The sequence below is a fragment of the Salinisphaera sp. genome (assembly GCF_035690525.1).
In the GTDB taxonomy this organism is placed as follows: domain Bacteria; phylum Pseudomonadota; class Gammaproteobacteria; order Nevskiales; family Salinisphaeraceae; genus Salinisphaera.
Map to the genome: position 1 here is coordinate 1 of NZ_DASSKM010000084.1, position 9343 is coordinate 9343.

At 64.0% G+C, this 9343-nt stretch carries 8 protein-coding genes and 1 pseudogene; 4 read left to right on the plus strand and 5 right to left on the minus strand.

Features of this window, described 5'->3' with window-relative positions; all coding sequences use genetic code 11:
- On the minus strand, window positions 1-407 hold a 407-nt coding region (locus VFJ08_RS06055; protein ID WP_324996204.1), incomplete at its 3' end, for a squalene/phytoene synthase family protein.
- Between the two features lie 172 nt (window positions 408-579).
- Here VFJ08_RS06055 and VFJ08_RS06060 point away from each other — a divergent pair.
- On the plus strand, window positions 580-1467 hold the full coding sequence (locus tag VFJ08_RS06060) for a farnesyl diphosphate synthase (RefSeq protein ID WP_324996206.1): 888 nt from the start codon (window positions 580-582) through the stop codon (window positions 1465-1467).
- Between the two features lie 157 nt (window positions 1468-1624).
- Here the strand turns inward: VFJ08_RS06060 and VFJ08_RS06065 are convergent, their stop codons facing one another.
- Window positions 1625-2881, minus strand: a complete 1257-nt coding sequence (locus VFJ08_RS06065) for a hypothetical protein (RefSeq protein WP_324996208.1) — start codon at window positions 2879-2881, stop codon at window positions 1625-1627.
- Between VFJ08_RS06065 and VFJ08_RS06070 the strand changes: the two genes are divergently transcribed.
- A complete protein-coding gene (locus VFJ08_RS06070) occupies window positions 2880-3197 on the plus strand; it encodes a hypothetical protein (protein WP_324996210.1) in 318 nt (105 codons plus the stop codon). The two genes, VFJ08_RS06065 and VFJ08_RS06070, sit on opposite strands and share 2 nt — an antisense overlap.
- On the opposite strand, the gene VFJ08_RS06075 is transcribed toward VFJ08_RS06070, so the two are convergent.
- Both VFJ08_RS06075 and VFJ08_RS06080 read right to left on the minus strand, forming a co-directional pair.
- Window positions 3139-4587, minus strand: coding sequence for an AmpG family muropeptide MFS transporter (locus tag VFJ08_RS06075; protein WP_324996212.1), 1449 nt, complete (start codon window positions 4585-4587; stop codon window positions 3139-3141). The two genes, VFJ08_RS06070 and VFJ08_RS06075, sit on opposite strands and share 59 nt — an antisense overlap.
- Window positions 4571-5362 carry an exodeoxyribonuclease III gene (locus VFJ08_RS06080; RefSeq protein ID WP_324996214.1) on the minus strand — a complete coding sequence of 264 codons (792 nt, stop codon included), beginning with the start codon at window positions 5360-5362 and terminating at the stop codon, window positions 4571-4573. Before VFJ08_RS06080 ends, VFJ08_RS06075 begins: the two co-directional genes overlap by 17 nt.
- A 109-nt stretch (window positions 5363-5471) precedes the next feature.
- Here VFJ08_RS06080 and pyrE point away from each other — a divergent pair, with 109 nt between their 5' ends.
- A complete protein-coding gene (pyrE, locus tag VFJ08_RS06085; RefSeq protein WP_324996216.1) occupies window positions 5472-6122 on the plus strand; it encodes an orotate phosphoribosyltransferase in 651 nt (216 codons plus the stop codon).
- Window positions 6123-6161: 39 nt separating this feature from the next.
- On the opposite strand, the gene VFJ08_RS06090 is transcribed toward pyrE, so the two are convergent.
- Entirely contained in the window at window positions 6162-7670 is a 1509-nt protein-coding gene (locus VFJ08_RS06090; RefSeq protein WP_324996218.1) for an MDR family MFS transporter, read from the minus strand.
- A 278-nt stretch (window positions 7671-7948) separates the two neighbouring features.
- Between VFJ08_RS06090 and VFJ08_RS06095 the strand changes: the two are divergent.
- Window positions 7949-9202: pseudogene (locus VFJ08_RS06095) on the plus strand (DEAD/DEAH box helicase family protein); the annotation flags it as partial.
- Window positions 9203-9343: the final 141 nt, after the last annotated feature.

Here is a 9343-nt window from a genome sequence, read left to right on the forward strand (position 1 = left end):
ATCACGCGTACGCAGCGCGCGACAGCGGCCTGCTGCGGCTCGCGCAGACCGCGCAACACGGTCAACACGTCGTCGGTATGCGCGACCAACCGGCGCTCGGCCTCGAGCGTGGCGCCAGCGAGCGCCGGCGCCAGCCGCTCGCCGAAAGCCGCGCCTGATTCGCCAGTCTCGACCACCTGGACGAATTCGGCATGCCAGCGCGCCTTGCTCTGGAAATCGAGCTCGGCATCGTCTTCGATGGTATCGGCGATCCGGCACAGCAGATAAGCGTTGCCCACGGCCACCCGCAGCGCTTCCGGCAGCTCCGGGATGGTCAGCGCGAAGGTGCGCGAGACGTGCGGCAGGATCTCGTCCTGAAAGGCCAGCGCGCGCCGACCGGAATCCGTCTGCATTGGGGCTTGTGACATGAACGAACGACTTCCAGGTTTTCCAGCGTGGCGGACGCGCCGGCCCCGCCGTGCGCGTCGTCGCACCGGGCCCGTGACGCAAGAATTTGACGCACCCGATGTTCAATGGCTAGCTAGCCCGCCAGTCGAGCCGCCGGACCGTCGATCCGGTCACCAGGGAGGCGAACTAACCATGGACGAATCTCAAGCCCCGTATTATAGCCAACGCATCGAACATGTGCTTGATGCCTGCCTGCCCGGCGCCGACACATCCCCCGCCCGGCTGCACGAGGCGATGCGCTATGCCGTGTTAGCCCCGGGCAAGCGCGTGCGCCCGCGCCTGGTTTATGCCGCGGCCGACGTGCTGGGTGTGCCCTGGGTCCGGGTGGACGGCGCCGCGGCCGCGATCGAATGTGTTCATGCCTATTCGTTGATCCACGACGATCTGCCGGCCATGGACGACGACAACCTGCGCCGTGGACGGCCGACCACCCATATCGCGTTCGACGAGGCCACCGCCATCCTGGCCGGCGACGCATTGCAAGCCCTGGCCTTCGAAATCGTGGCCACCCACGGCGGGCTGAACGACGCGCCCGCGGCGCGCGCGGCCCAAATCGCGACCCTGGCCCATGCCGTAGGTTCGCGCGGCATGGTCGGCGGCCAGGTGCTCGACATGGGCGCGGAAGGCCGCGACGATGTCACGACCGAGGATCTGGAAGAGATCCACAACCTCAAGACCGGCGCCCTGCTTGCCGCCTGCGTGACCATGGCCGCGGATGCGGCCGAGAGCCTGTCGGCCGATCAGCGCGCCGCGCTCGATATCTTCGCCACCCGGATCGGCCTGGCCTTTCAGGTGCGCGACGACGTGCTCGACATCGAATCGTCCACCGAAAAGCTCGGCAAGATCCAGGGCGCGGACGTGGCCCACGACAAGGCGACCTACCCGGCCTTGATGGGCCTGGACGAAGCCAAGGCGTTCGCACAGCGGCTCTACACCGAGGCCACCGCCGCGCTGGATATGTTCGAAAACGCCGAGCCGCTACGCGCGATCGCGCGCGAAATCGTGCAGCGCGATCATTGAGCCATCACTTGCGGGCCCATTTCTTGAAATAAATCCGCAGATGAACGCAGATCTACACAGATCCCCCAAAATCAGCGCCGCCGGAGCGGGCGCAGCCTGTGTAGGAAAACAAACCTCGGCGTATATCTGCGGATAAGGTTTTCGCCGGCCGAGCGTCTTACGACGATTGTGGCCGGGTGAAGCGGTAACTCAGTGTCCGGTGTCCGTTCGCGGGTAAGCTGACCCGCCATTGCGGCGCGTGGGCCGAGCCGCCGTTGGGTTTCGGCGCGTTATCGGCGAGCTGCGCGCCCTGCGGCAGGCGTTCGGCGACCGTGACCTGTTTTTCGCTGTCGCCGGCGTTGAACAGCTCGACGGTGACTTGCGTGATATGCGCCCCGTCATCGTTCGACTGCTTCGTGACCCGGTGCGTACCGGTAATATCGAAGGCCCCGCCCAGGTTGAGCCGTACCGGCGCGCCGGCCGGCGTGTCGTCGATCCGGGCCCCGCCCATGAGCTGCGCGGCATGGGCCGCGTCATAGATACGCACCGGCCCGGCCGGTAGCGGCTGGCCCGAGCTGTTGTCGAACGACAGATTCACCTCGGCGTGACGCCGTGCATTGCCGGTATCGCTCAGCGCATAGTTCTCGAAGCGATACCGGCGCTTGGCGTTCACGGTCATCGGCTCGATCAGGGCCACCGATCGGGTCGCCCCGGCCGGTACGTGCAGCCCGTTGGCCAGCGAATAGCGATAGACATCGCCCACGCGCTCGGGCGGACCGGCCGGTGCCGGCGCGGCGGCCGTCATCTTGGCCATCATCATCGGGCGCGGCCCGCCATGTTCTGCCCGGGCGGTATCGCCGGCGACCAGCCACGCCTTGTCGGCGTTCAGCGCGCCGTGGCCGCTGTTGTCGATGATCGCCGAACCGGTTAGCTTGAGCCGGCCGGTTTGCGGGTCGAAGCGACCGGTATAGCTGGTTTGCCAGCTCGGCGCGTCGGTCTGATAGGTCGCGGTGAGCTTCTGCTTGCCGGCGTGATCGGCGGTCACATGCAATGTGATCCCGGAACTATTGTCACCGTTGTTCGCCGCAGGCCAGCTGATTCGGGCGGCCGAGGCCGCCGTGATGCGCTCGATGCGATCGTCGATGCGTACGTAAGCGGTGTCATCCTCGACTGCGACCAGCGTGCCTTGGCGCGACGCGCCGTCGGGCGCGTTCACAGTGATCGACCGTCCGATGCGCCCGGCCAGCAACCCGCCCGAATCGCCGCGGTTCATGTTGAGTTCGAAACCGACAAGGTTCACGCCGGAACCCGACAACCAGAACGTGCCCGGCTGCACCGCGCCAACCACCGGCCACGACAGGTTCTGCTCGCCGGCGTCAAGATGCATCGTACGGCTGTCCTGCACCACGGCCGAGCCCTGGCTGTACAACGCCATGGCGTCAACCGCGTGCGGCGCGCCGGCATTCGCGGCGAAAGCTGCCGGCGCCGCAGCAGCCAGAGCAAGGGTAACGATCCGTGGGCTTTGCATTGCGATTTTCCTTTATCAGGTCTTATGTATTTTTCAATTTTTCGATGGAACCATCTGCTCCGGGCCCGACCGGGCCATTATTAATTCGGCACCAAAACAGCTGAAAGGTCAGCTGTTTTCAACGCACTTAAAAATCAAGGCCGGCGCATGTCCGTCCTTGATTTTCAATTGCTTCGCGGCCGATGGCCGCGGCGAGCACGCGGTGGCGTACTCGCGCTATTAATCCGGCATGAAGTATTTTCATGCCGGATTAATAGCCAAACCAGCAGCGCGATCACCGGCAGCCCGGCGATGGCCGTATCAATAAAAAACCAGACATAGCCGGCGTGATCGACCACCCAGCCGGAAAAACCACCGACGAACTTGCCCGGCAGGGTCATCAGCGACGAAAACAGCGCGTACTGGGTTGCGGTATACGCAGTATTGGTCAGGCTGGATAAATAGGCGATGAACGCCGAGCCGGCCAATCCGCCGGACAGATTCTCGGCCGAAATCGTAACCGTCAGCGCCCCCAAGCCCGGGTGGTGAATCGACGCCAGCCAGGCAAACAAAAGATTGGCGGCTGCCGACAGAATCGCGCCGGCCAGCAGCGGCTTCAAAATGCCAAAGCGCACCACCAGCACACCGCCGATGCCCGCGCCCGACAGGGTCATCAACAACCCGAAGATCTTGGAGATGCTGGCGATCTGCTCCGGGGTATAGCCGGAATCGAGATAAAACGGATTGGCCATCACGCCCAGCGTGATTTCCGCCAGCCGGTATAGGCCGACGACCAACAGAATCAGGATAGCCCGGCGGCCGTAGCGGGCGAAAAAATCCCAGAACGGACAGGCCACCGCGCCAATCACCCAGCGCTCGATGCCCAACAGCCAGTCCGGCTGGTGGGCACGCGCGGCCAGCCAGTCGATGGCCCATTGCTCGCGCAGTTCGGTATCGCGGGTCACGGCGCGTTCCGGCTCGCCAAGCACGAGCACCGTGACCATACCCACGGCGACCAGGCCGGCCATCACATAATACGCCGCCGACCACGAGGCGCCGGCGGCGATATAGAACGCCCCGGCGCCCGCCATCAGCATGGCGATCCGATAGCCGGCCTGATAGGTCGCGGCCATCGCGCCTTGTAGATCGCCGGCCACGGCTTCGATACGCCAGGCGTCGATCGTCACGTCCTGAGTGGCCGAAGAAAACGCCACCAACAGGCCGAACCAGACGATCGGTTCGAGATTGGCCGATGGATCGGTGCCGGCCATGCCGAACAAACCGGCCATGAGACCGATCTGGGCCAGCAGCATCCAGCCTCGTCGTCGACCGAGCAAGCGGGTCAAGCCGGGCAGCGGCAGCCGGTCGATCACGGGCGCCCAGAAGAACTTGATGGAATAGGTCAGCCCGATCCACGAGAAAAACCCGATCGTGGTCTTGGACACGCCGGCCGTGGTCAGCCAGGCCGACAGCGTGGAAAAGACCAGCAGAAACGGCAAACCGGAGGAAAACCCGAGAAACCCCATGCCGATGACGCGCGGCCGGGTATAGGTGGCCAAAGCAGCGCGCCAGTCGCGGCGGGCCGCCTGCCGGCGCGCGCGCCCGGCCGCCCGAAACTCAGAATTCGACGGCATAATCGATTGTCAGCGGCGCATGATCCGACAGGCGCTGTTCGCGATAAACGTATTCGGCCGCGGCGAACTCGGCCAGGCCCGGCGTGGCGACATGATAATCGATACGCCACCCGACGTTGTTATCCCAGGCGCGCCCGCGGTTCGACCACCAGGTGAACTGGTCTTCGTCGGGATTGATCTCGCGGAACACATCCACCAGCCCGACTTCGCCGAACAATTTGTCCATCCATGCACGCTCGTGCGGCAGAAAGCCCGAGTTCTTGCGATTATTCTTCCAGTTCTTGAGATCGATTTCCTTGTGCGCGATGTTCCAGTCCCCGCAGATCAGATACTCGCCCGGTGCCGCGGCCTGCCGGCGCAGGAAATCCAGGAAATAAACCAAATAGCGTTCCTTGGAATCCTGGCGATGATCGCCCGATGAACCGGAGGGCGCGTACAGACTGGCGATACGCAGATCGCCCCGAGACGTCTTGAAGCGGGCCTCGATATAGCGCCCTTCGGCGTCGAATTCGGCGTGACCCATGCCGCGAATGACCTCGTCCGGCTCGCGCTTCGAATAGATGGCAACGCCCGAATATCCCTTACGGTTGGTCGCCTCCTCATAGAAGCAGTGATACCCCTCCGGCCAGAAGGCGGCCACGCCATCGAGCTGATGCTGCTGCGCCTTCAACTCCTGGATACAGACCACGTCCGGATCCTGCGCTGCCATCCACTCGAAGAACCCCTTGCGCTGCGCCGCGCGAATGCCGTTGGCGTTGAAGGACATCACCCGCATGCACGTTTTCCTTGCCGATCGAACCGGGCGCCAGGATTCGCCGCCCTGAAAATCAGCGCTTATCATACGTGCTCGCCAACCGTTTTCGACAACGCCTGGAACGCGCCTCATGCCCGCCGACCGCTTCGACACCAGCCAGGATTTCCTGGCGCTGGCCGATCAGTACGACGCCCTGAAGTTCGGTGAATTCACACTCAAATCCGGCCGTGTCTCGCCCTATTTTTTCAACATGGGCGAAATCGCCTCGGGCGCCGGCATGAAGCGACTGGCGGCGAATTATGCCGCTGCACTCGCCGCTTCCAACATCGACTACGACAGCCTGTTCGGCCCCGCCTACAAGGGCATTCCGCTGGTGACGAGCCTCGCCTGCGCACTCGCGGATCATGGTTTCGACGTGCCGTTCACCTACAACCGCAAAGAAGCCAAGGACCACGGCGAAGGCGGCTCACTGGTCGGCGCCCCGCTGGGCAAGCGGGTGGTGATCGTCGACGACGTGATCACCGCCGGCACCGCCGTGCGCGAAGCGATCGGCCCGATCCGGGCGGCCGGCGCCGAAGTCGCCGGCGTGCTGATCGCGCTCGACCGACAAGAGCGCGGCGCCGACAACCGCTCGCCGCTGGTAGCGCTCGCCGAAGACGAAGGCATCGCCACCGTCGCCGTGGCCAATCTGGACGATGTGATCGGCTACGCGCGCGATCGTTACAGCGCCGAGACCGTCGCCGCGATCCGCGCTTACCGCGAGCGCTACGGCGTAGCCTAACCGGCGCGCATCGCCCACCGGCCGACCGCTGGGAACGGCTCAGCCGCTACGGGCGGCGGTGGTCGCCCCGAAACCGCGCGGTATGCAGAGCACGGCGAGCAATGTGGCCACCGCGACGATCACCAGACCGATATACAGATGATGGGTCGCGGCAAAGATGGCATGGCGCAAATAAGATGCGGCCGCGCCGCCGATATGCGTGCCGTGCAGTGCGGTCATGACGGCGTCCACATTGTCCGGCAGATGCGCGGCGAGATCGGCCGGCGCCGCGTCCAGACGCGCCGTCAGCGTGGCGTTGAAGATCGCGCCGAACACCGCCACACCGAAACTCTGGCCGAGAAAACGCGAGAACATGTTGGCGCCGGTCACGACCCCGCGTTCGCGCCAGTTTACCAAGGTCTGCGCGCCGACCAATGTCGAGGTCGACAACAGCCCAAAACCGGCGCCGAGCGCCACCTGATCGATTACGACCGCCCAGACTGGCACGCCGTACGGCAGCGCGAGGAATGCGCCACCCGCGAGCGTGATCAGCACGCTGCCGATCAGCGCCGTATCCCGAAAGCCGATGCGCAGATAGGCCCGGCCGGCGAGCGCCGAGGCGGTCGGCCAGCTGATGCTCATCGACGCCAGCACCAGCCCGGCGGTAACCGCGCCCAGGCCGAACACCGATTGCGCATACGTCGGCAGATAGGCGTTCGGCCCCATCACCACGAAGCCCATGCCGACCATCGACAGATTGACGCCGGCCAGTGCGCGGTGACGCCAAAGCCAACCCGGCATGATCGGCTCGGCGGCGCGACGCTGGGTCCACACCGCGATTGCGAGAAGGATCGCGGACGCCGCGAACACGACCAAGCTCGGCCACGACAGCCAAGGCCAGGCGGTGCCGCCTTGTAGCAGCCCGAAGATCAGCGTGCCCACGGCCACCAGCACGGCCATCGAACCGGCGTAGTCAATGTCATGGCGCTCGCGCTCGACCGATTCGTGCAGATACAGGCTCAGCAGCGCAATCGCGCCGACCCCGATCGGCAGATTGATCAGAAAGATCCAGCGCCACGAGACATATTCGGCGAACGCCCCGCCCAGCGTCGGCCCGACAATCGCCGAGATACCCCATACACTAGACAAAAAGCCCTGAATACGCGCGCGCTCACGCAGGTTGTACAGATCGCCCGCCAGGGTATTGACGATGGCCATGATCGAGCCCGCGCCCAGCCCCTGAATACCCCGAAACACGATCAGCGCCAGCATATCCGGCGCCGCCGCCGAAGCCGCCGACCCGGCCAGAAAGATCAGACTGCCGACGATCAGGATCGGCTTGCGGCCGTAGATGTCGGCCAGCTTGCCGTAGATCGGGATCGTGACCGTCTGGGTCAGCAGATAGATTGAAAATACCCACGTGAAAAGCGCAAAACCGCCCAGATCGCCCACCACCTGCGGAATCGCGGTGGATACGATCGTCGTGTCCATCGCCGCCAGCATCATCGACAGCATCAGCGCGGCCAGAATCCAGGGCCGGCGGTCGGTGGTGACGTTGGCGTCGGACACTCGGGCTTCCTGCGGCGAGAGACAAGTTTTGCGGCAACCTGAGGAGCGACAGGCCCCGGCGCCGCGCACTGCGGCATTGTAGCGTTTCAGCCGTGGCGGATTCGCGTCGATAGCCGAACCGAGCGCATATACCGAAAAGCGGTGCTGAGCATGTCGGCGAAAACGAAGCGGCTCTTGCCACTCCAACGCTAGCACCTCAATATCGACTGCCGAAAAATAAATCACGCTGCCGTTATTTCAGACGGCGAACAAACCTGCCCGACGACTCGCGAAACGCCATGAGCCGCGCTTTTTTTGAACACCCTATCCTCAACTCGCCCTATCGCTACCCGAATCAGCACTGGGAGATCGACGACGATGGCCGGCCTACGCATAAAATCATCGACAAGCGCCGGCGCGCCGAATTTCTGACGCCGATTCCAAAGCCCCGCCGCCAGCGCGGAGCGGGTGAGCAGCGTGAGCTCGGCTACGGCGACGATCGGGGCCTTTCCAGCGAGCAGCAACAATACGAGCACGCGGCGATCATCAACGGCGTGCGCGCGCAGGTCGACCGCTGGCGTCAATTGCCCGAATCGCAGTGGAAAGTCACGCCCGAAACCGCGCGGCTTCTCAAGCATTGGCGCCATCACGAGTTCAGCCATCTGCGTCCTTTCTTCTGTCAGGTCGAAGCCGCCGAAACCGCCATCTGGCTGACCGAGGTCGCGCCCAAAATCGGCAACCTCGGCCGCAGCACGCTCGAACACCTGCGCAACGCCAACGCCGCGGCCAACCCGGATCTTTTTCGGATCGCGCTCAAACTCGCCACCGGTGCCGGCAAGACCACGGTCATGGCCATGCTGATCGCTTGGCAGACGGTCAACGCCGTGCGCCGACCCAACAGCCGATTGTTTACCAAAGGCTTTCTCGTCGTAGCGCCGGGCCTGACCATCCGCGACCGCCTGCAGGTACTCAAACCCAACGATCCCAACAGCTACTACAAGACCCGCGAACTGGTGCCGGAGGACATGCAGCGCGATCTGGGTGCGGCAAAGATCGTGATCACCAACTACCACGCCTTCAAGCGCCGCGAGAAAATCGAACTGTCCAAGGGCGGACGCGCCCTGATCAACGGCCGGCACGGCGAGCACATCGAAACCCTCGAAACCGAAGGCGAAATGCTGGCGCGCGTGATGCCGGAGCTGATGGGTCTGAAACACATCATCGCGATCAACGACGAGGCGCACCACTGCTACCGCGAAAAGCCGGGCGATCCGGATGCCGATAACACCGCCGCCAAACTCAAGGGCGACGCGAAAGACGAGGCCAAGAAAAATACCGAAGCCGCGCGGCTGTGGATCACCGGCCTTGAAGCCACCAAGCGGCGGATTGGCGTCTCGACCGTTTTCGATTTGTCGGCCACGCCGTTCTTTCTCGCCGGCTCGGGCTATGCCGAGGGCACGCTGTTCCCCTGGACGATGAGCGATTTCTCGCTAATGGACGCCATCGAGTGCGGCATCGTCAAGCTACCGCGCGTGCCGGTGGACGACAATATCCAGCCTTGTCCAATGACACATGAGCCTGAGCGAAGCGCGCGATTCCAGGGTGAGATGAGCCTGAAGGCGGTCTGGAGTTTGGGATCATCGGAGCATGATCGTGCGACTCCATACCCAAAGACTCCAGACCATTGACGAGGT